Source organism: Pseudomonas sp. A014, assembly GCF_052378495.1.
In the GTDB taxonomy this organism is placed as follows: Bacteria; Pseudomonadota; Gammaproteobacteria; order Pseudomonadales; family Pseudomonadaceae; genus Aquipseudomonas; species Aquipseudomonas machongensis.
The window spans coordinates 2,938,214-2,962,816 of sequence record NZ_CP199001.1 but is presented as its reverse complement, the minus strand read 5'-3'; the positions used below and the strand labels follow the sequence as shown (position 1 = coordinate 2,962,816).

Here is a 24,603-nt window from a genome sequence, read left to right as displayed (position 1 = left end):
GCATGAACATGAACGTCGAACTGGCCTCGCAGCGCACCACCGCCGTCGAAGCCGGCCAGCCGCTGCTGCGCCTGGAGGGCGTGAGCCGCAGTTTCATGGCGGGAGACCGCGAGTTTCTCGCCCTGCGCCATATCGATCTGGAAATCGACGCGGGCGAGTTGGTGGCGATCATTGGCGCGTCGGGTTCGGGCAAGTCGACGCTGATGAACATCCTTGGCTGCCTGGACCACGCCAGCGCCGGTTCCTATCAGGTGGGCGGCCAGGAAACCCGCGACATGGACGATGAGGCGCTGGCAGCGCTGCGCCGTGACCATTTCGGCTTCATCTTCCAGCGCTATCACCTGCTGCCACACCTGGACGCCCTGCGCAATGTCGAGATCCCGGCGGTGTATGCGGGCACGCCCCAGGCCCAGCGCCACGAGCGGGCCCAGGAACTGCTCAAGCGCCTCGGCCTGGCCGGGCACCTGACGCATCGCCCCAGCCAACTGTCGGGCGGCCAGCAGCAGCGGGTGAGTATCTGCCGGGCCTTGATGAACGGCGGCGAGGTGATCCTCGCGGACGAGCCTACCGGCGCCCTCGACACGGCCAGCGGCAAGGAAGTGATGGCCATCCTGCTGGAGCTGCACGCCGCCGGGCACACCGTGATCCTGGTGACCCACGATCCCAAGGTCGCAGCCCATGCCGAGCGCATCATCGAGGTCAGCGACGGGCAGATCGTCAGCGATCAGCGCAACATGCCGCAGGCCGCGCCCGACGCAGCGATCCCCGAGCCGCAACGCAAGGCCCGGCCGCCACGGCGCCTGGTGGCCAGCCTGGGGTTGTTCCGTGAAGCGTTCAACATGGCCTGGATCGCGTTGATCTCGCACCGCATGCGCACATTGTTGACCATGCTCGGCATCGTCATCGGCATCACCTCGGTGGTGTCGATCTCGGCGATCGGCGAGGGCGCCAAAGGCTATGTGCTCAAGGATATTCAGGCGATCGGCAGCAACACCATCGACATCTATTCGGGCAGCAACTTCGGTGACAGCCGGGCCAAGGCCATCGAAACCCTGGTGCTGGCCGACGTCACTGCGCTCAACCAACTGTATTACGTCGACAGTGCAACGCCGGTGATCGGCCGCAGCATGCTGGTGCGCTACCGCAACCTGGACCTGGACGTACAGCTCAATGGCGTCAGCGAACGCTACTTCCAGGTACGCAACATCAACCTGGCCGCCGGCATCGCCTTCAGCGAAAGCGATGCCCGGCGCCAGGCGCAAGTGGTGGTGATCGACCACAACACGCGGTTGCGGCTGTTCGGCGAGGGGGTAGACCCGCTCGGGCAGGTGATCCTGATCGGCAATCTGCCGTGCACGGTGATCGGCGTGACCACCGAGAACAAGAACCTGTTCGCTGCCAGCAACGCGCTGAACGTCTGGGTGCCCTACGAAACCGCTGCCGGGCGCCTGCTGGGGCAGCGCCACCTGGACAGCATCAGCGTGCGGATCAAGGACGGCATGCCAAGCAAGCGGGTGGAGGAGGAGGTCAACACCTTGATGCTGCAGCGCCATGGCACCAAGGACTTCTTCACCAACAACCTCGACAGCATCATGCAGACGGTGCAGAAGACTAGTCGTTCGCTGACCCTGCTGCTGTCGTTGATTGCGGTGATTTCATTGGTGGTGGGGGGTATCGGGGTGATGAACATCATGCTGGTGTCGGTCACCGAACGTACCCGTGAGATCGGCATCCGCATGGCCGTCGGTGCCCGGCAGTCGGACATTCGCCAGCAGTTCCTGGTGGAGGCGGTGATGGTCTGCCTGTTCGGCGGGCTGGTGGGGATCGCGTTGTCGTACGGGATCGGCTATCTGTTCACACTGTTCGTCAAACAGTGGGAGATGGTGTTCTCGCCGGCCTCGATTGCCACCGCGTTCGCCTGTTCGACGTTGATCGGCATCGTGTTCGGCTTCGTGCCCGCACGAAACGCCGCGCGACTGGACCCGATCGAAGCCTTGGCGCGTGATTGAACTGAACGGCAGTCGCTGACGCGAGGGGGGCGTCAGCGACACGATCAATGCAGGACCTAACCGAGAACTTTGAACATAAAAGGCTTCTGGCTATCAAACCATCTGGCTACCCCACGGATTTCACTGCCGTTCAAAAACATATGTCTGAATTGCACCGCATTATGATGCACGAACCTGCCGGCGTCGCCAAACGACAGGTCCGCGTTGCCAGCCCCATCGAATCGATAGATCATGGCTGCAAAGGGCGCAGGGGACCTACCGAAAATCATGCTACTGGTGAAGCCGACGAGGATACGGCTCTTCGCATCGACGGCGATATGTGGCGAGGAAATAATCACCGAGTCTTTTACCACCTCGCTTTTACGCTGGAATGTACTGTCACGTTGTCCTGTCAAGAGATACGCCTCCAACGTCAACAGTGACTCAGCGTTCTCTACCAGCTCCGTAGAGGCAATCAGGATTCGACCTCGATGCACGTGCATGCAGCTGTTTTGATAATTAAGACCCGGTATTTCAACGTAGCCCGATTTGTTAAATGCCGTGTCAAGCATCCCCGTGTCAGTGAACTTCGTCAGGTAGCCTTGTTGTTCTCTGTAGGCCAACATAATAAACCCACCGTCCTTGAGGAAATGGACATCTGCCGGCTCCCATGTCGTGCTTCCAAGGGGCTCTAGTCGGTGAGCCGAGAGCAACTTTCCGGTGACTTCATCAAATTTTGAAATCCAACTTTCGAACGGCGGTTCTCTAAATTCGTGATAGCTGCTGGATACTGACCACATAGCGCCGTTAATGAGCTGGGCCTCTCCACTGGTCACTTGGTAGAGTCGTTTTGCTGGCGCCTCGGCATGGTCGGCGTCGAACGCTTCAAACTTGGGCGTCGTGTTGAGATTGGCGCTTTTCTCGCCCAAGTCTGCGGGTGTAATTGTCGCAATGCCATTTCACCGAACTCTGGCTGCGGTTTCAGACTCGGTAGGAAACAACCAACGGCCGAAGTGTATATGATGGGGTCGGCTTCATCTTCGGACGGCCAGAATACATTCGGCAAGTAACAGGCTACACGATCGAGCTGGCTGTATTTGATGCGGAAAGAAAGGGCTCGGTCCGGCAAAGTTTCATAGGGCAGGATGACCTGTTCCCGATGGATCAGTGCGCCGTGTTTGTCGAAGCTGACCAGGTAGTACTCTTCATCGTCGTAAGCCCGGACAACATGCACGCTCCGGCCATCTTGCAGGTCTGCGGAGTCGAAGATTTCGAATTCACGCCGATCACTGAATATCTTCAGATCTAGGACGCCCCCATCTCCGAAATCCGGGTCCAGTTGCCCTGCGTTACCAATATCTTCTGTCTTTTTCATGAGACTTACTCTCCTGGGGTGGTAAGCGGTAGGAACTATTTACCGTACTGGTAAGAATCTGCGGTACGCAGGTTGCTGCAGAAGCCGGTCAGCCGTGCAGCTTGAGTACCCTTTCCAGGAAGTACGCGCCGCTGGTAGGGAACAGCGTCAGGATGTGTATGCCGTGCTCACTGGCAAACACCTTGTTCGCCGTCCTGAAGTCAGGGCCGCCGTCAAAGAGGCCCTGGTTGCCGAAGGCGCTGTCGAGCTCTCCGGACCGTGTCAGGCGATACACATGCAAACGACCGACGTTGATGGCGGTCAGCAGGGCGCCACCGAGCACAATGCGATCCTGATCATCAATGTGAAGCTCGCCCAGGGCCAGGCCATGGCCATCGCTGCCGAGCATCAGGGGCTGGCCGCTATTGAAGTTCGTGTCGTTCGTCCCGGACTCGGTCAGCACGAACACTGTCGTGGCCTGTTGGAGCTGGAATTCCACGCCCCGGGAAACAGCGATCTGACCATTCCTTGCGAACATGCCGAGGCGCATGCTTGCTTGAACGGCGAACAGGTCCCGCTGGCCCTGGTCATCATTGAAGCGTTCATCGGCGATGGCGTGCCGGTCGTAACGCCTCACGATGACTCGCTGGCTGGCGTTTTCTGCCAGCACCAGGAAACTACCGTCGGCGAAGAAGTGCGCACGCAAGACCCGCAACGAAAAACCAGCCTTGTCGGTCAGTGGCAACATGCCGAGATCACGCGCCTCGCCGAGCTCAGGTGCCAGCTTGCCAGTCAGGGGGTTGAAGACCGCCAACCAGCTTTGAGTGTGCTCGTCGTTCCCGTCGCCGAGGGTGTAGGGGAAGATGGCTCGCAACAAGCCGTTCGCTAATACCAGTGGGCGCTCCTCGGACGACAGAAGCGCTTTCGTCGAGTGCTTCACTTGATGCTTCTTGGTGTCGCCTACGTCACCCTTCTGCCAACCTTCGCCCGGGTCTGGTAAAGCATGACCGTTTTCGCCAAAGGACGTTACCGGTTGGAAGCTTTCATCAAAACGGCTGATACCGACGAAGTTCAGATACCGTTCGAAGTCGGCATCGAAATAGGTGGGCACGCCAACGGCGAAGTAGGTCTGCTGGCCATCGATCGTGGCGCCGACAAGCCCTTTGAAGTCCAGTGCCTCATCGGGCAGATTCGCAGCGTCTACGACCACATGGCCGGTGCTTTCGTCCCACTGGCCATCGGCGTTGAGCCGGGTGAGCAATCCTGGGCTGGAGTCTGCGGGGTTACGGCCGAATACCACCAGCCGCCCTTTGGCGTCGAGGGTTGATGGCCCGACTTGGAGAGAGGCCACGTCCGGGTTATAGGGAGGTTCGGCCGGAATATTGGCCACTCCTTGCGTGCCGTAGGCATGGTCAGGCGTGCCGGAAGATTGCACGGACATGGTGGTGAGCTCCATCGTGTCAGGATGGCGTCGAAACTAGCGCAGTCGATGTGCTGCTCCAACTGGCAAAAATGATAGGCGGCACTGCGCCACATCGACTGCGGGGGTTGAATGCCCCGGTAGCGGGGCGCTCAGGGGTGTATCGAGGAATGGGCGCCATACATCCAGCGCATCAACGAATGCCGCCCGCTGATCCCCAGCTTGATCGCCGCGCGACGCAGGTAGCTTTCCACCGTATTGACCTTCAATTGCAGCAATTCGGCCTGCTGCGGTGCGGTGTGACCAGCCAGCAGGCCCAGGCAGACCTGCATTTCCCGTTCTGAAAGGGCAAGGCCGGTCTGGCTCAGGCGCTCGCGGAAACGCTCCTGCAGGCTGTCGCTCGGTCGCTCGCTGATGCTGGCCTGCAAGGCATCCAGGTGCTTTTGCAGCATGGGCAGCAACAGCGGCGAGATGTCCTGCAGGCAGTCGCGCTCGCGCGGCGAGAAACTTGCGCGATCAGCGCGCAGGACGTGCAGTTCGTAGTGATAATCGGCAGTGCGGCGCACCAGATGCAGACGGGCCGGGTCCAGAAGCTCGTCGCAGGCGGGTTCTCTGGCGCTGAACACGGTTTCACTGAGCAGGGTGGTGCTGCCGTGCAAACCGGGTGAGGCCAGGCGCACCTGGCGGATATGCGTGGCATCAATGCTCAGGTGGGTCTGGATCAGGTCATGCAGCAGGCGCGGGAATTGGCGGCTGCCGGTGCTGGCAATGACTTTGCCGATCTGCGGAAAGAGCAGGTGCGAATTCATCGTATCGTCCATGAGTAGCGGTCATCCGAAAGTCGCGATATGGCTTTTAGCCAGTATTTGGGCGCGACTGCTTGCTATCCTAGTACAACGATTCAGCTACCGCTTGATGAAATGGTCATAACCCCATGCCCGAAAGTGAGGTGCCTGTGCGCCTGCGACGCCGTGCTGGGGTATCATGGCCGCCTTTTCCCTACGAGGCCGGTCCCATGTCCCTGAACGCTGAGCAGATCGCAGAGTTTCGTGCTTTTGCCGAGCAATTGGCCGACGCCGCTGCGCTGGCGATCCAGCCGTATTTTCGCGCGAGCCTGGAGGTCGAGGACAAGGGCGGGCGCCTCTACGATCCGGTGACCGTGGCGGACAAAGCCGCAGAAGACGCCATGCGTGCGTTGATCCAGGCGCGATATCCGACGCATGGCATCCTGGGCGAGGAGCAGGGCGTGGCGAAAGGCAGCAGCCCGTTGACCTGGGTGCTGGACCCGATCGATGGCACCCGGGCCTTCATTACCGGCCTGCCGCTGTGGGGCACGCTGATTGCCCTGAATGATGGCCAGCAGCCAGTGGTGGGGGTGATGAACCAACCCTTTACCGGCGAGCGTTTCGTCGGTACGCCCGAGGGCGCCTGGCGTAGCGGTGCGCCGCTGAAGACCCGCACCTGTGGGTCGCTCGAGGCGGCCACGCTGATGTGTACCACACCGGACATGTTCGACACCCCGGCGCGCAAGGCGGCCTTCGAGCACGTGGCCGGGCGGGCGCGGCTGATGCGTTATGGCGGCGACTGCTACGCCTATTGCATGCTGGCGTCGGGGTTTGTCGATGTGATCGTCGAGGCGAGCCTGCAGCCCTACGACGTGCAGGCACTGATGCCGATCATCGAAGGAGCGGGCGGTGTGATCACCGCGTGGGATGGCAGCTCGGCGCAGAACGGTGGCTGCATCGTGGCCTGCGGCGACCCAGCGCTTCATGCCCAGGTGGTGGAGATGTTGCGCGCAGCGATGTAAAGCTCAGTCGCGGTAGAACACCTGCACCAGGTGATAACCGAACTTGGTCTTGATCGGCCCATGCACCACGCGCAGGGCCTTCTTGAAGATCACCTGGTCGATGGCCCCGACCAACTGGCCAGGACGCACCTCGCCCAGGTCACCACCGCGCTTGCCTGACGGGCAGGTCGAGAACTTCTTCGCCAGCACGTCGAACGCCTCGCCCTTGGCCAGGCGTTGCTTGAGTTGTTCGGCCTCATCGGCGGTCTTGACCAGGATATGGCGCGCTTGTGCTTTCATGTGACACCTGTGCTTCGGGCAAAAAAGGGCGCCATTATGCCTGATCCCGCAGCTCGGCGCGGTCACGGAAATGCGCCAGCGCCTCGGGGTTGGCCAGGGCATCGGTGTTCTTTACCGCCAGCCCGTGCACCACGTTGCGCACCGCCAGCTCCACCAGTTTGCCGCTGACGGTGCGTGGGATGTCTGGCACCTGGGCAATCACCGCTGGCACATGGCGCGGCGTGGTGTATTGGCGTATCACCTGGCGGATACGCTGGCACAGGTCGTCGTCCAGTTGCAGCCCCTCGCGCAGACGCACGAACAGCACCACACGCACGTCGCCTTGCCAGTCCTGGCCGATGGCGATGCTCTCGACCACCTCCTCGACCTTCTCCACCTGACGATAGATCTCTGCCGTACCGATGCGCACGCCGCCGGGGTTGAGCACTGCGTCGGAGCGCCCGTGGATCACCAGGCCGCCGCTGGCGGTCTCTTCGGCGTAGTCACCCTGCGCCCATACGCCAGGAAACAGGCTGAAGTAAGCCTCGTGATAGCGGCTGCCGTCGTTGTCGCCCCAGAACCCCAACGGCATCGACGGGAAATGACGGGTGCAGACCAGCTCACCTTTCTCACCCACCACCGCCTCGCGTCGTTCGTTCCACACCTGCACGGCCATGCCCAGGCCCCGGCATTGCATCTCCCCACGCCGTATTGGCAAGGTCGGGTTACCCAGCACGAAGCATGAAACGATGTCGGTACCGCCGGACATCGACACCAGGCGCACATCACGCTTGATCTGGTAGTAGACGTAGTCGTAGCTGTGCGGCGACAGCGGCGAACCGGTGGAAAGCAACAGGCGCAGGCTGTCGAGACGATGGCTGCGCATCGGCACCAGGCCTTGCTGTTCCAGGGTGGCCAGGTACTTGGCGCTGGTGCCGAATACCTGGATGCCTTCGGCGTCGATCAGGTCGAGCAGGCGTTCGGGGCCCGGGTGCAGCGGCGAGCCGTCGTACAGCACCAGGGTGGCACCGACCGCCAGGCCGCTGGCCAACCAGTTCCACATCATCCAGCCACAGGTGGTGTAGTAGAACATCACGTCATCGGCCTTCAGATCGTTGTGCAGGCCATGTTCTTTCAGATGCTGCAGCAGTACGCCTCCTGCACCGTGGACGATGCACTTGGGTACGCCTGTGGTGCCGCTGGAGTAGAGGATGTACAGCGGGTGGTCGAAAGGCAGGGCGGTGAACTCAGGTTCGCCGCCGGCCTGATAGACGTCCTGCCAGAGGCTGACCTCGAGGCCGACGAACTCATCGGTGCGCGTCTGCTCGCGGGTGTAGGGCACGACCAGCAGGTGCTCCAGCGCCGGCAACTGGGCGCAGACCTGGTTGATCTTCTCCACCTGGTCGATCACCTTGCCGGCATAGTGATAACCGGCACAAGCGATCAGCAGTTTGGGCGCGATCTGGCCAAAACGATCGATGATGCCGTGCAGCCCGAACTCGGGGGAGGCGTTGGACCAGACCGCCCCCAGGCTGGCGCTGGCAAGCATGGCCACCAGCGTTTGCCAGGTGTTGGGCATGATCGCGGCGATACGATCGCCTGGCTGGATGCCGAGGGCCTTGAAGGCGCGTTGCAGGCCGGCGACCTCGGCGGCCAGTTGACGGTGGCTGAGTACCTCGCGTGTGCCGTCCTCACGCACGGCGATCAGCGCCGGATGCGTGTCGCGCCGGCGCAACAAGTGTTCTGCATAGTTGAGCGTGCCACCTGCGAACCAGCGCGCGTCCGGCATCTGCGCGCCTTCGCTGAGCACCTGCGAGGGCAGACTGTGCCAGCGCACTTCGAAGAACGCGCAGAGGCTCTGCCAGAACGCTTCGCGCTGCTCGATGCTCCAGCGGTGCAGGTCTGCATAGTTGGCGAGCTGCAGCCCAAGGTCCTGGTTCACCTGGCGGCGGAAGTGGTCCATTCGGCTGGCCTGGACCTGCGCGAGGCTGGGGCGCCACAGTACGTCGCTCATGCGAACCTCCTCGGTCGGTGGGGCATCGACACGGCCTGCCAGGCGCCGTCTTGAAGGTACATTCAAGACGGTCCCTGATTGAACTCTAGACGTTACTGCGCCAACCAGCCGCCATCCACGTTCCAGGCGGCGCCACGTACCTGGCTGCCGGCCTCGCTGCACAGGAACAGCGCCAGCTCGCCCAGGTGCTCGGGGGTGACGAAGGCCAGCGAGGGCTGTTTCTCGGCCAGCAGGTCATGCTGGGCCTGCCGAGGGTCGCCGCCTGCCGCTGCGCGGTCGTCGATCTGCTTCTGCACCAGCGGGGTCAGCACCCAGCCGGGGCAGATGGCATTGCAGGTCACGTTGCTGGTCGCGGTTTCCAGCGCCACCACCTTGGTCAAGCCGATCACTCCGTGTTTTGCCGCCACGTAGGCGGCTTTGCCGGTGGAGCCCACCAGGCCGTGCACCGAGGCAATGTTGATGATGCGCCCCCAGCCGCGTTCGCGCATGCCCGGCAGGGCCAGGCGGGTGCCGTGGAACACGGCCGAGAGGTTCAAGGCGATGATCTTGTCCCAGCTCTGCACCGGGAAGGCTTCCACCGGCGCGACGTGCTGGATGCCGGCGTTGTTGACGAGGATGTCGACGCCGCCGAACTCGCGCTCGGCCAGGGCGAACAGGGCCTCGATCTGCGTCACCTCGGACAGGTCGGCTGGATGGTGGGCGACCTTCACGCTGTGGCGGGCGATCTCGGCGAGCGCCGGTTGTGGATCGCCAAAGCCGTTGAGCAGGATGTTGGCACCCGCCCGGGCCAGTACCTGGGCGATGCCCAGGCCGATACCGCTGGTGGATCCGGTGATGAGTGCCGTCTTGCCGTCTAGAGTCATGTGCCGCTCCTTACACGATGCCGATAGCGTTGAAACGATCAGTGTGTCTTTCAGTCGAGGGCCGAATCAGCGCCGCGGGTCGAACGCCTCCCGCAGCGCATCGCCGATGAATACCAGCAGCGACAGGATCACCGCCAGCGCGAAGAATGCGGTGAAGCCCAGCCAGGGGGCTTGCAGGTGCTGCTTGCCCTGGGTCACCAGCTCACCCAGCGACGCGGTGCCGGCCGGCATGCCGAAGCCGAGGAAGTCCAGCGCTGTCAGGGTGGTGATGGCACCGGTCAGCATGAACGGAATGTAGGTCAGTGTGGCGTTCATGGCATTGGGCAGGATATGCCGCAGCATCACCTGGGTGTCAGGCAGGCCCAGTGCACGGGCGGCCTTGACGTACTCCAGGTTGCGCCCGCGCAGGAACTCGGCGCGCACCACATCGACCAGGGTCAGCCAGGAGAACAGCGCCATGATCCCCAGCAACCACCAGAAATTCGGTTCGACGAAGCCGGACAGGATGATCAGCAGATACAGCACCGGCAACCCCGACCAAACCTCCAGCAGGCGCTGGCCGAGCAGGTCGACCCAGCCGCCGTGGTAGCCCTGCAGCGCGCCGGCGGCGACGCCGATCAGCACGCTGACCAGGGTCAGGGCGAAGGCGAACAGCAAGGAAATACGTGTGCCATACAGCACCCGCGCGAGCACGTCGCGGCCCTGATCGTCGGTGCCCAGCCAATTGCTCGCGCTGGGCGGGCTGGGGGTGGGCACCTGCAGGTCGTAGTTGGGCGTGTCGGCACTGAAGGGGATGGGGGCAAACAGCATCCAGCCGCCATGGCCTTCGATCAATTGGCGCACATAGGCGCTGCGGTAGTCGGGCTGGAAAGGCAGCTCACCGCCAAACTGCTGCTCGGTGTAGCGCTTGAGTGCGGGGGTGTACAGCTCGCCCTTGTACGACAGCAGCAGCGGCTTGTCGTTGGCCACCAGCTCTGCACCCAGGCTCAGCAGCAGGAGGGCGGCGAACAGCCACAGCGAAACCCAGCCCAGGCGGTTATGGCGAAAACGCTGCAGGCGGCGCCGGGCGACAGGCGAGAGCATCAGTGCGCCCTCGTGTCGAAGTCGATGCGCGGGTCGAGCAAGGTGTACGACAGGTCGCCGACCAGACGAATCAGCAAGCCTGCCAGGGTGAAGATGAACAGGGTGCCGAACACCACCGGGTAGTCCCGTGAGACGGCCGCCTCGTAGCTCATGCGCCCGAGGCCGTCGAGCGAGAAGATCACTTCGATCAGCAACGAACCAGCGAAGAACACCGTGATCAACGCCTGCGGCACCCCGGCCACCACCAGCAGCATGGCATTGCGCAGCACATGGCCGTACAGCACCCGGCGTTGGCTCAAGCCCTTGGCCCGGGCGGTGACCACATACTGGCGCGAGATCTCGTCGAGGAAGGCGTTCTTGGTCAGCAGGGTGAGGGTGGCGAACCCACCGATCACCAAGGCCCCGACCGGCAGCACCAGGTGCCAGAAATAATCGGCGACCTTGCCCAGCAGGCTCAGCTGGTCGAAGTCTTCCGAGACCAGCCCGCGCACCGGGAACCAGTTCAACGACGTGCCGCCGGCGAACAGTACGATCAGCAGCAGGGCGAAGAGGAACGAGGGCAGTGCGTAGCCAACCACGATCAGCGCGCTGCTCCAGGCATCGAAGCGGCTGCCGTGGCGCACAGCCTTGCGGATGCCCAACGGGATCGAGACCAGGTAGGTGATCAGCGTCGCCCAGAAGCCCAGTGACAGGGTGACGGGCAACTTGTCGAGAATCAGGTCGGTGACCTTGGCGCCACGGAAGAAACTCTGGCCAAAATCGAGCCGGGCATACTGGCCGAGCATCAGCCACAGGCGCTCCGGGGCGCTCTTGTCGAAGCCGTACTGGCGCTTGATCTCTTCGATCAGCTTGGGGTCGAGCCCGCGACTGGCGCGAGACTCGCCCTGCATCACCTCGACCCGCGCGCCGGGGGCGCCGCCGCCAATGCCTTGCAGGCGCGCCACGGCCTGCTCCACAGGGCCGCCGGGGGCCGCCTGGACGATGGCGAAGTTGACCAGCAGGATCGCCAGCAAGGTCGGAATGATCAGCAGCAGGCGCCGCAGGATATAGGCGGTCATGGGGCAACCTTCGTACGTTCAGCCATCTGCTGATTGGTCAGCGCCGTGGGGCTGAGCTCCCACCAGGTATCCAGGCCTTCGTCGTAGGCGGCCTGCACCTTGGGCAGGCCGAAGCGGTTCCACCAGACGGTCGAGCTGCCGGGCGGGTAATAGTTTGGAATCCAGTAGTAGTTCCACTGCAGCACCCGGTCCAGGGCGTGGGCGTGGCGCAGCATGTCGGCCTGGGTCGAGGCGCGTACCAGGCCATCGAGCAGGTGGTCGACCGCCGGGTCCTTGAGCACCATGAGGTTGTTCGAACCAGGGTCGTTGGCGGCGGCGGAACCAAAGTAGTTGTATTGCTCCGAGCCGGGTGACAGCGTCACCGGGTAGCCGGTCACGACCATGTCGTAGTCGCGCGCCATCAGCCGGTTGATGTATTGCGCCGAGTCGACGTTGCGGATATTCAGCTCGATGCCGATTTGCGCCAGGTTGCGCTTCCATGGCAAGAGCAGGCGCTCGAGGCCCGATTGCCCGTTGAGGAAGGTGAAGCTCAGCGCGGTGCCATCGGCGTTTACCAGCCGATCGCCTTCAGGGCGCCAGCCAGCAGCCTGGAGCAGTTCCAGTGCCTGCAACTGCTGTTTGCGGACGATGCCCGTGCCATCGGTCACCGGTGCCGTGAACACTTGGCTGAAGACCTCGTCGGGGATCTGGCCGCGTAGCGGTTCGAGCAGTTTGAGTTCCTCGGCGTCGGGCAGCTCGCGTGCTGCGAGCGGGGTGTTGGAGTACAGGCTTTGCTGGCGGATGTACAGGTTGCGCATCATCTGCCGGTTGCTCCACTCGAAGTCCCAGAGCATGGCCAGCGCCTGGCGTACACGGCGGTCGCGAAACACCGGCTTGTCGAGGTTGAACACGAAACCCTGGGCGTTCTGGGGCTTGGCAGGGCCCAGGTGGGCGCGCTGCAGGCGGCCGTCGTCGAGCTGGGCGCCGTTGTAGCCCAGGGTGTAGGCGGTGGCGGAGAACTCGCGGTTGTAATCGTAGCCGCCGCCCTTGAGTACCTGGCGGGCCACCTCGGTGTCGCCGAAGTACTCGACGCGCAAGCGCTGGAAGTTGAAGCGCCCGCGGTTGACTGGCAGGTCCTTGGCCCACCAGTCGGAGTCGCGCTCGAAGGTGATGCTGCGGCCGTTGTCGATCCGGCTGATGCGGTAGGGGCCACTGCCTACCGGTTTCTCGAACCCGGCGCCATTGGCAAAGTCGCGTGCCTGCCAGTCGTGTTCCGGCAGTACCGGCAGGCTTGCCAGGTCCAGCGGCAGGGTGCGGCCATGGGGTTGCTTGAAGTCGAAGCGAACGCTGCGCGGGCCTTCCACGGTGACCCCGGCAACCTCGGCGAACTGCGTGCGGTATTTGAGGCTGCCCTTGCTCATCAGCAGCTCGAAGGTGAAACGCACATCCTTGGCGCGCACTGGTGTGCCGTCGGCAAAGGTGGCACGCGGGTCGATTTCGAAACGCAACCAGGCGTCGTCCGGACCACGCTCCATCCGGCGGGCGATCAAGCCATAGACCGTGTACGGCTCATCGAACGAGCGGACTGCCAGCGGTGCATACAGCCAGCCATCGACCTCGCTGACGCCGGTGCCCTTGTCGATATACGGCAGGATATGGTCGAACTGACCAATCTCGATGGCCGAGCGCCGCAAGCTGCCGCCCTTGGGGGCGTGCGGGTCGACGTAGTCGAAGTGCGAGAAGTTGGCGGGGTAGCGCGGCGCTTCACCGTAGACGGTGAGGGCGTGGGAGGGCGCGGCCTGGGTGGTCAATGCCAGGCATGACAGCAAGCATCCGACCAACAGACGACTCAGCCCCCGGCAAGAGCGGGCTTGCCCCGCGATCGGGAGCTGCGAGACGCAGGAGGTGACGGTACTGGCCCTGTCGCGGGACAAACCCGCTCCTACAAGGGCGCTGCAGGGGCGGGCGGACAAGACCGAATCAGTCCTGGCGGCTGGTCACTTCCAGCAGGTGGTAGCCGAACTGGGTCTTGACCGGGCCCTGCACGGTGTTGACTGGCGCGCTGAACACCACGGTGTCGAATTCCTTGACCATCTGGCCTGGACCGAAGGAGCCCAGGTCACCGCCCTGGCGGCTGGACGGGCAGGTGGAGTTGGCCTTGGCGATTTCGCCGAAGTCGGCACCGGCTTCGATCTGAGCCTTGAGTTCGTTGCACTTCTCTTCGCTGCTGACGAGGATGTGGCGGGCGGTGGCACGTGCCATGGGAACTGCTCCTTGATGTGAAACGGCAAGCCTAGCGCAATTGGCGGCGAAATGTCTCGCAAGGCTTGCCGTTAGCCTCCTACAACTGATCTGCCGCCCGGCGCAGCAAGGCGTCGGTCGAATCCCAGCCCAGGCAACCATCGGTGATCGACACGCCGTATTTCAACGCGCCCTTGCCCAGCGCCTGGCAGCCGTCGAACAGGTGCCCCTCGAGCATCACGCCGACGATCGAGGTGTCACCGGCCAGGCGCTGGCTCAGCACATCCTCGAATACCGCGGGCTGACACGCCGGATCCTTGCCGCTGTTGGCGTGGCTGCAATCGACCATGATCCGCGCCGCAAGCCCGGCCTTGGCCAGCCCCTGGCGGGCCAGGGCGATGCTGTCGGCATCGTAGTTCGGGCCCTTGTGGCCGCCGCGCAGCACCAGGTGGGTATCCGGGTTGCCGAAGGTCTCGATGATCGCCGGGTAGCCTTGCGCATCCATGCCGAAGTGGCGGTGCGGCGCCGCGGCGCTGCGCATGGCGTCGGTAGCGATGGCAACCCCACCGTCGGTGCCGTTCTTGAAGCCGACCGGCAGTTCCAGGCCGCTGACCATCTCGCGGTGAATCTGTGATTCAGTCGTACGCGCACCGATGGCCGCCCAGCTCAGCAGGTCATCGAAATAGCCCGCTGCCATCGGTTGGAGCAGTTCGGTGGCGATCGGCAAGCCGCGTTCGAGCATGCCCAGCATCAGGCCTCGGGACAGGGCGATACCGGCATGCATGTCGTCGCTGCCGTCCAGGTGCGGGTCGTAGGCCAGGCCTTTCCAGCCGACGGTGGTGCGCGGTTTTTCCACGTAGGCCCGCATCACCAGCAGCAGCTTGTCATCGACTTCGCGGCTCAGGGCCGCCAGGCGGTCGGCGTACTCCAGGGCCGAGCGTGGGTCGTGGATCGAGCAGGGGCCGACGATCACCAGCAGCCGTGTGTCGCGGCCTTCGAGAATGGCGCGCACGGCCTGGCGATGGGCGTGGACTTGCTGGGCGAGTTCGCTGGAAAGCGGCATCTGCTGCTTGAGCAGGTGGGGGCTGGGCAGGCGCTGGCTGACGGAGGCGTTGGCAGCGGCAGGTTGGGTCAGGGGCAGAGCGAGATTCGAAGCTTGCATGGCGTTGTTTCCCTGGGCGGACGGCGGGTGCTTCCCGCGCGGTCGGCCCTATCGAGGTGTTCGACAGGTATTCGGATGATTACTGTGTGCAGCGTTGCCACCAGTGATGGACCGTACGGAGGCGGCAGGCTGGCCCGAACGGGATTGGCTAAATCGCCAGGCGTAGGTGTCTGCGTAGGGGTAGCTGGTGTAGTTCATGAATCTGTCCTCGGAACGAATGAATGTTTTTCAGGGCCTGGAAACGCAAAACCCCCGGTCGGGGAGCCGACCGGGGGTTTGAGTATTCTCATGTTCGGCGGCCCCTCGAAGGTGGGCGCCGTGTGGGTATCGGCGCCTAGTGGCTAAACCAATACCCAAAATAGGAGCAGGCGACGGTACGACCGGCAACGGCCAGCACAGGGCGCGAGGTGCGACCGGTGGTGTTGGCGTGATTGCAGGTATGTTTCGACATGTTGCTCTCCAGTGAATGGGGTCGAGCTTACTGCACCTGTAACGCTGTGTTCAATGGATAAATGCTATCGCGATGATAATCCGGGGCAGCGACGCGGCCCCGGCGGGGTGCGATCACAGCGGGTAGTGCTTGAGTTCGCGCGCGATCAGCATCCGCTGAATCTCGCTCGAGCCCTCGTAGATCTGTGTGATGCGCGCATCGCGGTAGTACTTCTCCACCGGATAGTCCTCAAGATACCCATAGCCGCCATGCACCTGGATGGCCATGGAGCACACCCGTTCGGCCATTTCCGAGGCGAACAGCTTGGCCTGCGAGGCTTCCGACAGGCATGGCTTGCCGGCCGTGCGCAGGCGCGCGGCGTGGAGGATCAGCAGGCGTGCGGCGTTGACCTGCACCTGCATGTCGGCCAGCAGGTTGGCGATGCTCTGGTGCTCGTTGATCGGTTTGCCGAACTGGATACGCTCGCGCGAATAGGTCAGCGCGGCCTCGAACGCGGCACGGGCAATGCCCAGGGCCTGGGCGGCGATGCCGATGCGTCCGCCTTCGAGGTTGGACAGGGCAATGGCCAGGCCCTTGCCGCGCTCACCCAGCAGATTGGCGGCCGGGATGCGGCAGTTGTCGAGGGTGACTGCGCAGGTGTCAGAGGCGCGGATGCCCATCTTGTGTTCGCTGCGATCGACCTTGAAGCCTGGGTTGTCGGTCTCTACCAGGAACGCCGACAGGCCCTTCTTGCCCAGCTCCGGATCGGTGACGGCAAAGACGATGGCCAGCCCCGCACGGCGGGCGTTGCTGACGAACTGCTTGGCGCCGCTGATGACCCAGTGGCCGTCCACCAGCTCGGCGCGTGTGCGCAGGTTATGGGCTTCGGAGCCGGCCTGCGGCTCGGTCAGGCAGAAGCAGCCAATCACTTCGCCACTGGCCAGGCGCGGCAGCCATTGCTGCTGTTGCTCAGCGCTGCCATAAGCCAGCAGAGGGCCGCAGCCGACCGAGTTGTGGATGCTCATCATCGCACCGGTCGCGCCGTCGCCAGCCGAGATTTCTTCTACTGCCAGGGCATAGGCGACATAGTCGGTGTAGCTGCCGCCGAAGGTGTCGGGCACGACCATGCCCAGCAGGCCCAGTTCGCCCATGGCGCGGACCACGTCATCGTCGATCCAGCCAGCCTTCTCCCAGGCCTGGGCATGGGGCGCGATCTCGCCACGGGCAAAGTCCCGGGCCATGTCGCGGATCATGATCTGTTCTTCGCTCAGTTCCAGGTCTTGCATGCTGTGTACTCCCGGGCTCACAGGCCTTCGAAGAATTGATCGACCCGCTGGCGCGACAGCGCGGCGAGTGTGGGCGGGTTCCAGCGGGGCTGCTTGTCCTTGTCGACGATCAGCGCACGCACGCCCTCGATGATATCGCCATGGGCGAACCACTGGCGGTCCAGGTGCAGTTCCATGGCGAAGCATTCTTCCAGGCTCAGGCGGCGACCGCGACGCAACATCTCCAGGGTAACCGCCATCGCCAGCGGTGAGCGGGTTTCCAGCTGATCGGCGGTGGCCAGTGCCCAGGGGCGGCTGTCGCCGATGCTCACGGCGCGCAGTTGCTCGATGATGCTGGCCAGGTCGGGCAGGGCGAAGAAGTGATCGATGGCCGGGCGCAGTTTGGCCAGTGGCGCGTCGTCCAGCCTCTGGGAGCCAAGTTTGGCAAGCAGACCTTGCAGATCCTTGAGTGGCTGGTCGCCGAAGTTCAGATGGTTCAGGCCTTCGTCCAGCGCGGCCAGCTTTGCGCTGTCCACGTACCAGTCCGCCAGCCCGCAGTACAGGGCATCGGCGGCCTGGATCTGCGCGCCGCTGACACCCAGGTAGATGCCCAGCTCGCCGGGGATGCGCGACAGGAAGTAGCTGCCGCCGACATCGGGGAAGTAGCCGATACCGACTTCGGGCATCCCTAGACGACTGCGTTCGGTGACGATGCGCAGGTCCGCGCCCTGGGCCAGGCCCATGCCGCCACCGAGGGTGAAGCCGTCCATCAGTACCAGGATGGGTTTGCGGTAATGATGGATGCACAGGTCGAGGGCATATTCCTCGACGAAGAAGCGTTCATGCAGGTCGCTGCCGGACTTGAAGCTGTCGTGCAGCGAGCGGATGTCGCCCCCTGCGCAGAAGCCCTTGGGGCCTTCGCCGCGCAGCACAACGGCCTTGACTTGCGGATCCTGCGCCCAGGCGTCGAGGTGATGCTGCAGGCTGCGCACCATGTCGAGGGTCAGGGCGTTGAGGCCGGAGGGACGGTTGAGTGTCAGGTGGCCGATGTGATTGCGGGTGTCGGCCAGAACATGATCCGTGGCCGTTGGTCGAGCGTGCGCGGTCATCGCGGTCTCCCTGCTTTGTTATTGATTTTCCAAGGTAAGTCTGGAAGTACGCTGGAGGATCAACGGATCCTGCCATGCGTATTTGCCTGACACAATTGGTAAATCTGCAGGGGAGGGGTGCATTTTTGTGGCAGATGATCAGGCATCTGCTGTGTGGGTGCTGCCCTTTTCGCGGGCAAGCCCGCTCCTACAAGGAGCGGGCTTGCCCGCGAAAAGAGCGACGCGCACTCGCCTCAGTTACGATCCAGCCACACCGTCTGCACGTTGCAGAACTCGCGCACCCCAAAGTGCGACAGCTCACGCCCGAAACCGCTCTTCTTGACGCCGCCGAACGCTACGCGGGGGTCGGAGGCGCAGTAGCCGTTGATGAACACACCGCCGGTGTCCAGCGCCGAGGTCATATGCTCTGCCTTTGCCAGGTCGGCGGTATAGATCGTCGCCGCCAGGCCGAACTCGCTGTCGTTGGCCAGTTCGACCGCGTGTTCGGCGTCACGGGCGCTGATGATCGCCGCCACCGGGCCGAACAGCTCCTGCTTGAAGGCAGTCATGTCGCGGGTCACGTTGGCGAACACGGTCGGCTCGTAGAAGTTGGCGCTGCCTTCGACTTTCTTGCCGCCCAGCAGCAACGTGGCGCCTTCGGCGAGGGTCGCCTGGACCTGGCCATCGAGCTCGTCGCGCAGGTCGAAGCGGGCCATCGGGCCGATGTACGTGTCGTCCTGCAGTGGGTTGCCGATTTTCAGGGCGCGGGTCGCTTCCACGAACTTCTGCGTGAAGGCCTCGACGATGCTGTCTTCCACGATGAAGCGTTTGGCCGCAGCGCAGACCTGGCCGGTGTTCTGGTAGCGGCCGATCACTGCAGCCTTGACGGCGGCATCGAGGTCGGCATCGGCCAGCACGATGAACGGATCGGAACCGCCCAGTTCGAGCACGCACTTCTTCAGCGCCGCGCCCGCTTGGGCACCGATGGCCATGCCGGCACGCACGCTGCCGGTGAGGGTAATGGCGGCGATGCGCGGGTCATTGATCGCGCGGGTGACGCCATCCGGAGTGACGTTGACCACCTCGAACACGCCTTGCGGCAGGCCAGCCTGCTTGAACAGCTCGGCCAGCAGGTAGGCGCTGCCCATCACGTTCGGCGCGTGCTTGAGCACATAGGTGTTGCCGGCCAGCAGGGCAGGGACGGCGCCACGCAGCACTTGCCAGATCGGGAAGTTCCACGGCATCACCGCGAGGATAGGGCCGAGCGGGCGGTATTCGATACGTGCTTTTTCGATCTGGGTGGCCTCGGGGGCGAGCATGGCCGGGCCGTGTTCGGCGTACCACTGGCACAGGCCGATGCACTTGGTCACTTCGCCACGGGCCTGGGCGATCGGCTTGCCGATTTCGCGGGTGATCATCACCGCGAAGGCCTCGTGGTTGGCCTGCAGTGCGTTGGCCAGAGCGATCAGGTATTCGCTGCGCTGACCCAGCGACACCTGGCGCCACTGGGCGTAGCCGGCCTTGGCGCGTTGCAGGGCTGCGTCCAGTGCGGCATCGGTGTCGTAGGGGTAGGCGCCAATCTGTTCGCCGCTGTACGGGTCGACGGAAATGGCATGGGTCAGGCTGCTGATCTCGCTCATGGCGGGTCCTCTTGTTGTCTTGGCGGTGTCGTATTCGACTGAAGGCCAGACTAGTGGCGTGCGCCTTTAATGAAAACTGAATAATAATGAGCGAAACATTCACGAATGGAGAAAGACTGTGGACCTCGTGCAACTGGAGATGTTCAAGGCCGTGGCCGAACACGGCAGCATCAGCGCTGCCGCCCAACACATCCATCGGGTGCCATCGAACCTGACCACCCGTATCAAGCAGCTCGAAGAAGACCTGGGGGTGGAGCTGTTCATCCGCGAAAAGAGCCGCCTGCGCCTGTCTCCGGCGGGCTGGAACTTTCTGGAGTACACCCGGCGCATCCTGGAGCTGGTGCAGGAGGCGCGCTCGACCGTGGCCGGCGAAGACCCGCAGGGCACCTTTGCCCTCGGCTCGCTGGAGAGCACCGCGGCGGTGCGCATTCCTACGGTGCTGGCGGCCTATAACCAGCGTTATCCGAAGGTCGACCTGGACCTCTCCACTGGCCCGTCGGGGACCATGCTCGAAGGGGTGCTGTCCGGGCGGCTGGTGGCAGCCTTCGTCGATGGCCCGGTGCTGCATCCGACACTTGAGGGCATGCCGGTGTTCGAGGAGGAGATGATGGTCATCGCACCCCTGAACCACGCCCCGGTCAGTCGCGCCCAGGATGTCAACGGCGAAAGCATCTACGCCTTCCGTGCCAACTGCTCGTACCGGCATCATTTCGAGAGCTGGTTCGTCAAGGACAAGGCCGTCCCGGGCAAGATCCACGAGATGGAGTCGTACCACGGCATGCTCGCCTGTGTCAGCGCTGGTGCAGGCCTGGCACTGATGCCCCGCAGCATGCTCGACAGCATGCCCGGCGCCAGTACGGTCAGCGCCTGGCCGTTGTCCGAGGACTTTCGTTACCTCAAGACCTGGCTGGTGTGGCGTCGCGGTACGGTGTCACGCAGCCTGACCATGTTCATCCGCCTGCTGGAGGAGCAGGCCGGCTGAGGGGGTCAAGGCGAAAAAACCGATACCTTGCTAACTTTTTTCCTATTCGATAGTGGCAAATGACTTTCATCTTTCATCGCGGCTGACGATAATCAGAAAAGTATTACTACTTGTGACCCCAGGTGGGATGGCCTGGGGCGCAAGCGAAGAACGAGAGGCCAAGCCTCCACTTGCTGCAGGCACGACCCACCAGGGCACCTGCCCGTGAAGACCTTCTGGAGTAGTCATTGATGAAAACCCGTCTTGCCACCTCGCTGGCCGCCGCAGTACTGGCTCTGGCCGGTGCCAACCTGGCCCAGGCCGCGCAAATCTCCGGTGCCGTGGGCGCCACCAGCCAGGGCGACATGACCTATCGCATCGGCCTGTCGTTCGACTGGGACAAGAAGTGGCTGCAGAGCAGCACCGGTCACCTGACCGGTTACTGGGATGGCGCCTACACCTACTGGGAGGGTGGCGACTACAGCGGCGCCCACTCCCTGTCGTTCAGCCCGGTATTCGTCTATGAGTTCGGCGATTCGGGCTATGTCCCGTTCATCGAGGCCGGTATCGGCCTGGCCGCCTTCTCCAAGACCGACGTCGGTGATCAGAAGCTGGGCTCGTCGGTCAACTTCGAAGACCGCATCGGCTTCGGCCTGAAGCTGCCGGGTCAGCAGAAGATCGGTATTCGCGCCACGCATTACTCCAACGCCGGCATCAAGCAGCCGAACGACGGCATCGAGTCGTACGCGCTGTTCTACAGCGCCGGCTTCTAAGCGCTGCCTGTGCACCGTCGGTATCGGTCCGACGGTGCATCACGCCGCGCCATGCGAGCCCTGGCTACCAGGTCAGGGCCGGCGAGCAGTACGCAGTTATCGTTCAACTCAGGCCTTGCGTCGCAGCAAGAGGATGAAGAACAGCCCGCCGATGGCTGCCGTGGCGATGCCGATCGGCAGATCCTGCGGGGCGATCAGCGTGCGTGCGCCAACATCGACCCAGATCATGAACAGCGCCCCGAGCAAGGCACAGGCCGGCAGCAGCCGGCGATGTTCGGCACCCACCAGGCGGCGAGCGACGTGGGGCAGCATCAGGCCGACGAAACCGATGGCGCCCGACAGCGACACCAGCACACCGGTCAGCAACGCCGTGCCGACGAACACCTTGGCCCGCACGCGCCGGGTGTCGAAGCCCAGGCTGACCGCGGTCTGCTCGCCACTCATCAGCGCGTTCAGCGCCCGCGCCAGGCTCATCAACAGCACGAAGCCCGCCAGCACGCAAACGGTCGGCAGCCACAACAGCGACCACTGTGCCAGGCCCAGGCCACCAAGCATCCAGAACATCACCGAGGCGGCAGCATGCGGGTCGCCGGTGTAGAGCAAGAGGTTGGCGGCGGCCATCACCACGAACGACACCGCCACCCCGGCCAGCAGCAGGCGATCGCTTTCCAGGCGCCCACCACGACTGGCCACGCCGAGCACCAGCAGCATGCTGCCCAACGCGCCGATGAACGCGGCCAGGGGCAGGCTGAAGGCCCCGGCGAACGGGCCGAGAAACAGCACCACCAGCACTGCGCCGAACACCGCCCCGGAGCTGACGCCCAGCAGGTGTGGATCAGCCAGGGGGTTGCGGGTCACTGCCTGCAAAGCGCCGCCGACCAGTGCCAACCCTGCACCGACCAGCGCCCCCAGCAGCACGCGCGGCGCGCGGATCTGCCAGATGATCTGCGCGTGGCCGCGGCTCCAGTCGCCGCTTTGCCCCAGCCCCACCTGCTGCAAAACAATGCCGACGACTTTGCCCAGTTCAACCTGTGCCGAACCGAACCCCAGTGACACCAGGCACGACAGCAGCAAGGCCAGCAGCAGCGAAACGATCAGCAGGCGATAGCCCGCAGGGCTGCGAATCGGCATCAGCGGCGGGCCTCGGCGAACTGCTGCGGATGCAAGGCCGTGGCCAGGGTCTCGATGGCCTGGGCGTTCTCCACCGACGGTGTCACCTCCAGGTACGACAGCACCACGAAACGCTGCTTGCGGATCGCCTCGACACTGCCCAGTGCCGGGTGCTGTAGAAGGAAGTCGCGTTTCTGCTGCCAGCTGGTGGGCCCGTAGTCGACGATGACGATCACCTGCGGATCGCGTTCCACCACGCTTTCCCAGTTCACCTGGGTCCAGCTGGCGGCGACATCGCTCATGACGTTATCGCCCCCCGCAGCGCTGATCAGCGCCTGGGGCATCCCCAGGCGCCCGGAGGTGGTGGGGCGGTCTTCGCCACTGTCGTAGAGGAATACGCGCGGCCGTTGCTTGACCTCGGCCATCTGCGCTGCGACGCGCTCGACGCGTTGGCGCAACTGGTTGACCAGCGCGGTAGCGCGCTCGCGCACATCGAAGATGCGGCCGAGGTTGTCCAGGTCGCGGTAGAGGTCGTCGAGGCTGGCCTGGCGTTGCGGCATGATCCAGGAACACGACTCGCTCAGTTCGTAGACCGGGATATCGAAGGGCGCGAGGGTCTGTGGGGTGACCGGCCCGCCGATTCGCATGCCGTAGCTCCAGCCGGCGAGGAAGAAGTCGGCGTTGGCATCGAGCAGGTTTTCCACCGACACGTAGCGCGGCGCCAGCTCTGGCAGCCCTTCGAGTGCTTCGCGCAGGCTTGGGTCGAGGGTTTTCCAGCCGCTGATACCGCTGTAGCCGGCCATGTGGTCGCGCAGGCCGAGCGCGAGGAGCATGCCGGTGAGATTGATATCGTGGCTGACGGCATGCTGCGGCGCATGGGTGAAGGTGACGTCGCGTTCGCAACTGCGCACGGTCAGTGGATAGTTGTCGGCCTCGGCGGCCAGCGGCAGGGCGGCCAGCAGGGCCAGGCTGGTGAGCAGCGATTTCATGCGGGGCTGATCCAGGTAATGCGTGGATGGGAGGCCAGCGGGTGACGGTCGACCAGGGCCTGCACGCCGAACACCTCCGCCAGGCACTGCTCGGTGAGCACCTGCCCTGGCGTGCCGTGGGCGACGATGCGCCCGGCATCGATCACGTACAGCCGATCGCAGAAGGCGGCGGCCAGGTTCAGATCGTGAAAGCTGGCCAGCAGGCTCAGGCCGGTGTTGCGCAATTGCTGAAGTAGCGCCAGCTGGAAGCGTGGGTCGAGGTGATTGGTCGGCTCGTCGAGGATCAGCAGCCGAGGTTGCTGGACCAGTGCCCGGGCCAGCAGCACGCGCTGTTTTTCACCGCCCGACAGGCAGGTAAAGGCATCGAAGGCGCGCGGCAGCAGGTCGAGCCTGGCCAGGGTATCGTCGATCAGACTCGCGTCGCCATCACCGTCGAACCAGCCCAGGTGCGGGGTACGGCCCATGGCAACGACGTCACGCACACTCAAGCCGAAGTCTTCGGGGAACTCCTGCAGCATCACCGCGATGCGCTGGGCGACCCAGCGTGGGCTGCGCTGCCAGATATCCTCGCCATCGAGGTGCACCTGCCCGGCGATGGGGCGATTGAAACGGTAGGCGCAGCGCAGCAGGCTGGTCTTGCCACTGCCGTTGGGGCCGATCAGGCCGACGAATTCACCGGCGCCGATCTGCAGGTCGATGCCCTCCAGCAGCGGCTGTCCACCGCTGTGCGGTGACCAGTGCAGGCCTTGGATATGCAGGGTAGGGCATGACATGGATGAACCAACCGTCGCAGGGTGAGTGATACCCGAACGGTGGAGGTGCGCGCAGCTGTCGCGGGCGCGCGGCTGCCGCGAGAACCGGCCTGCGCCCGCCCACCGCGGGAGTTGCCAACTGCTGTGACAGGCCGGTCTCCGGGCTTGCGAGGGGCATGAGGCATTCACCTTCCCATGCCGTTGGCACAGTGGTGTATCGAATGCTTCGCTCGCTTACCGTTGCGGGGGCAGCGCCGGACTGCTCGCAGGGGCGAGGCACCGGCTTCCCGTTTAATCCCCGGCTCGGCGGCAGGGGACACCTGAAACAAGGGGCGCATCTGAGCATTTATGGGGTGGGGAGTCAACCG

General features: G+C 63.8%; 22 protein-coding genes and 1 riboswitch. Of the genes, 4 read left to right on the top strand and 18 right to left on the bottom strand.

The features are described 5' to 3' along the window. The first annotated feature begins 2 nt into the window (after positions 1–2). Complete coding sequence (locus tag ACTYOL_RS13540) at positions 3–2,009, top strand: MacB family efflux pump subunit (RefSeq protein ID WP_153773689.1); 2,007 nt, start codon at positions 3–5, stop codon at positions 2,007–2,009. 56 nt (positions 2,010–2,065) lie between these two features. Here ACTYOL_RS13540 and ACTYOL_RS13535 read toward each other — a convergent pair whose 3' ends face one another. The 4 genes from ACTYOL_RS13535 to ACTYOL_RS13520 all read right to left on the bottom strand — a co-directional run bounded on the left by ACTYOL_RS13535 (position 2,066) and on the right by ACTYOL_RS13520 (position 5,571). Beyond that, positions 2,066–2,824, bottom strand: a complete 759-nt coding sequence (locus ACTYOL_RS13535; protein ID WP_444758115.1) for a hypothetical protein — start codon at positions 2,822–2,824, stop codon at positions 2,066–2,068. Next, a complete protein-coding gene (locus tag ACTYOL_RS13530) occupies positions 2,821–3,363 on the bottom strand; it encodes a hypothetical protein (protein ID WP_444758114.1) in 543 nt (180 codons plus the stop codon). The genes ACTYOL_RS13535 and ACTYOL_RS13530 overlap by 4 nt, the downstream gene beginning before the upstream one ends. 88 nt (positions 3,364–3,451) lie before the next feature. Continuing rightward, complete coding sequence (locus ACTYOL_RS13525) at positions 3,452–4,783, bottom strand: hypothetical protein (RefSeq protein WP_153773687.1); 1,332 nt, start codon at positions 4,781–4,783, stop codon at positions 3,452–3,454. A gap of 131 nt (positions 4,784–4,914) precedes the next feature. Beyond that, complete coding sequence (locus ACTYOL_RS13520; protein ID WP_153773686.1) at positions 4,915–5,571, bottom strand: helix-turn-helix transcriptional regulator; 657 nt, start codon at positions 5,569–5,571, stop codon at positions 4,915–4,917. A gap of 206 nt (positions 5,572–5,777) precedes the next feature. Here ACTYOL_RS13520 and hisN point away from each other — a divergent pair, with 206 nt between their 5' ends. After that, a complete protein-coding gene (gene hisN, locus ACTYOL_RS13515) occupies positions 5,778–6,569 on the top strand; it encodes a histidinol-phosphatase (protein ID WP_153773685.1) in 792 nt (263 codons plus the stop codon). A 3-nt stretch (positions 6,570–6,572) separates the two neighbouring features. Here the strand turns inward: hisN and ACTYOL_RS13510 are convergent, their stop codons facing one another. The 11 genes from ACTYOL_RS13510 to ACTYOL_RS13460 form a co-directional block, all read right to left on the bottom strand. After that, positions 6,573–6,848 carry a peptidylprolyl isomerase gene (locus ACTYOL_RS13510; RefSeq protein WP_054890650.1) on the bottom strand — a complete coding sequence of 92 codons (276 nt, stop codon included), beginning with the start codon at positions 6,846–6,848 and terminating at the stop codon, positions 6,573–6,575. 34 nt (positions 6,849–6,882) lie between these two features. Next, entirely contained in the window at positions 6,883–8,841 is a 1,959-nt protein-coding gene (locus tag ACTYOL_RS13505; RefSeq protein WP_444758113.1) for an acetoacetate--CoA ligase, read from the bottom strand. 92 nt (positions 8,842–8,933) lie between these two features. Beyond that, positions 8,934–9,704 (bottom strand): 3-hydroxybutyrate dehydrogenase, encoded by a 771-nt coding sequence (hbdH, locus tag ACTYOL_RS13500; protein WP_444758112.1) that lies wholly within the window; start codon positions 9,702–9,704, stop codon positions 8,934–8,936. A 66-nt stretch (positions 9,705–9,770) separates the two neighbouring features. Further along, positions 9,771–10,787, bottom strand: a complete 1,017-nt coding sequence (locus ACTYOL_RS13495; RefSeq protein ID WP_444758111.1) for an ABC transporter permease — start codon at positions 10,785–10,787, stop codon at positions 9,771–9,773. Beyond that, positions 10,787–11,845 (bottom strand): microcin C ABC transporter permease YejB, encoded by a 1,059-nt coding sequence (locus ACTYOL_RS13490; RefSeq protein ID WP_054890646.1) that lies wholly within the window; start codon positions 11,843–11,845, stop codon positions 10,787–10,789. The genes ACTYOL_RS13495 and ACTYOL_RS13490 overlap by 1 nt, the downstream gene beginning before the upstream one ends. Then, entirely contained in the window at positions 11,842–13,797 is a 1,956-nt protein-coding gene (locus ACTYOL_RS13485) for an extracellular solute-binding protein (protein WP_444758110.1), read from the bottom strand. Before ACTYOL_RS13485 ends, ACTYOL_RS13490 begins: the two co-directional genes overlap by 4 nt. A 7-nt stretch (positions 13,798–13,804) precedes the next feature. Further along, on the bottom strand, positions 13,805–14,086 hold the full coding sequence (locus ACTYOL_RS13480) for a peptidylprolyl isomerase (RefSeq protein WP_054890645.1): 282 nt from the start codon (positions 14,084–14,086) through the stop codon (positions 13,805–13,807). A 79-nt stretch (positions 14,087–14,165) separates the two neighbouring features. Beyond that, complete coding sequence (locus tag ACTYOL_RS13475; protein WP_197890859.1) at positions 14,166–15,227, bottom strand: 3-deoxy-7-phosphoheptulonate synthase; 1,062 nt, start codon at positions 15,225–15,227, stop codon at positions 14,166–14,168. A gap of 564 nt (positions 15,228–15,791) precedes the next feature. Further along, positions 15,792–16,943, bottom strand: coding sequence for an acyl-CoA dehydrogenase family protein (locus ACTYOL_RS13470; protein ID WP_125929948.1), 1,152 nt, complete (start codon positions 16,941–16,943; stop codon positions 15,792–15,794). Positions 16,944–16,960: 17 nt separating this feature from the next. Further along, positions 16,961–18,031 (bottom strand): enoyl-CoA hydratase/isomerase family protein, encoded by a 1,071-nt coding sequence (locus tag ACTYOL_RS13465; protein WP_200602401.1) that lies wholly within the window; start codon positions 18,029–18,031, stop codon positions 16,961–16,963. A 233-nt stretch (positions 18,032–18,264) separates the two neighbouring features. After that, complete coding sequence (locus tag ACTYOL_RS13460; RefSeq protein WP_153773678.1) at positions 18,265–19,650, bottom strand: aldehyde dehydrogenase family protein; 1,386 nt, start codon at positions 19,648–19,650, stop codon at positions 18,265–18,267. Positions 19,651–19,768: 118 nt separating this feature from the next. On the opposite strand from ACTYOL_RS13460, the gene ptrR reads away from it, so the two are divergent. Both ptrR and ACTYOL_RS13450 read left to right on the top strand, forming a co-directional pair. Then, a complete protein-coding gene (ptrR, locus tag ACTYOL_RS13455; protein WP_197890863.1) occupies positions 19,769–20,632 on the top strand; it encodes a putrescine utilization regulator PtrR in 864 nt (287 codons plus the stop codon). Positions 20,633–20,862: 230 nt separating this feature from the next. Further along, on the top strand, positions 20,863–21,384 hold the full coding sequence (locus ACTYOL_RS13450) for an acyloxyacyl hydrolase (RefSeq protein WP_054890639.1): 522 nt from the start codon (positions 20,863–20,865) through the stop codon (positions 21,382–21,384). 108 nt (positions 21,385–21,492) lie between these two features. Here the strand turns inward: ACTYOL_RS13450 and ACTYOL_RS13445 are convergent, their stop codons facing one another. From ACTYOL_RS13445 to ACTYOL_RS13435, 3 genes are read right to left on the bottom strand one after another with little or no spacing between them, the layout of a single operon-like run. Next, positions 21,493–22,515, bottom strand: coding sequence for a FecCD family ABC transporter permease (locus ACTYOL_RS13445; RefSeq protein WP_197890865.1), 1,023 nt, complete (start codon positions 22,513–22,515; stop codon positions 21,493–21,495). Next, positions 22,515–23,483: an ABC transporter substrate-binding protein gene (locus ACTYOL_RS13440; protein ID WP_444758109.1), complete on the bottom strand. Its 969-nt coding sequence runs from the start codon at positions 23,481–23,483 to the stop codon at positions 22,515–22,517. The genes ACTYOL_RS13445 and ACTYOL_RS13440 overlap by 1 nt, the downstream gene beginning before the upstream one ends. Beyond that, positions 23,480–24,256, bottom strand: coding sequence for an ABC transporter ATP-binding protein (locus ACTYOL_RS13435; RefSeq protein ID WP_444758108.1), 777 nt, complete (start codon positions 24,254–24,256; stop codon positions 23,480–23,482). Before ACTYOL_RS13435 ends, ACTYOL_RS13440 begins: the two co-directional genes overlap by 4 nt. Before the next feature lie 112 nt (positions 24,257–24,368). Beyond that, positions 24,369–24,574, bottom strand: a riboswitch (cobalamin riboswitch). Positions 24,575–24,603: the final 29 nt, after the last annotated feature.